Origin of the sequence: Nocardia rhizosphaerae (assembly GCF_042650365.1) — a bacterium.
In the GTDB taxonomy this organism is placed as follows: domain Bacteria; phylum Actinomycetota; class Actinomycetes; order Mycobacteriales; family Mycobacteriaceae; genus Nocardia; species Nocardia rhizosphaerae.
Genome location: NZ_JBHSBA010000021.1, coordinates 1 through 770, shown reverse-complemented (window position 1 = coordinate 770; position 770 = coordinate 1). Strand labels below are relative to the sequence as shown.

Annotated in this window: 1 protein-coding gene; it reads left to right on the top strand. The window is 67.0% G+C overall.

Translation table 11 applies throughout. The features are described from left to right. On the top strand, positions 1–770 hold a 770-nt coding region (locus ACFOW8_RS29095; RefSeq protein ID WP_378554887.1), incomplete at both ends, for an IS30 family transposase.

Genomic DNA, 770 nt, shown 5'->3' with positions numbered 1-770 from the left:
ATCGTAGTCGGACCGGAGCCGCCCGCATGGAAAGGGCTGAACAAGCCGCATCGGCGGGACCGGCGGTGGGCGACGGCGTGGAGTCCGGAGCAGATCTCGCATCGCCTGAAGGTCGACTTCCCGGATGATGAGTCCATGCGCATCAGCCACGAGGCGATCTACCAGTCGCTGTTCATCCAGGGCCGTGGCGCGCTCGAACGCGAACTCGTCACATGCCTGCGAACCGGCCGTGCTCTCCGGCAGCCGCGGGCTCGAGCACAGAACCGCCCGCAAGGGCATGTCACTGCCGATGTCGTGTTCTCCGAACGCCCCACTGAGGCCGCCGACCGCGCCGTTCCCGGGCACTGGGAGGGCGACCTGATCATCGGCACCGGCCGGTCCGCGATCGGCACGATCGTCGAACGCAAGAGCCGCTCGACTCTGCTGGTGCACTTGCCGCGACTGCAGGGTTGGGGTGAGTCTCCGCCGGTCAAGAACGGTCCCGCGCTGGGCGGCTACGGCGCCATCGCGATGAACGCCGCGTTGATCGCGACGATGACGCAGCTGCCCGAACAGCTTCGCAAGACGCTCACCTGGGATCGCGGCAAAGAGCTCTCCGCGCACGCCCAGTTCGCGTTCGAGACGGGCACGAAGGTGTTCTTCGCCGACCCTCACTCGCCCTGGCAGCGGCCGACGAATGAGAACACCAACGGGTTGCTGCGGCAGTACTTTCCGAAGGGCACCGACCTCTCCCGGTGGTCCGCTGAAGACCTCGAAGCAGTCGCTCTCGC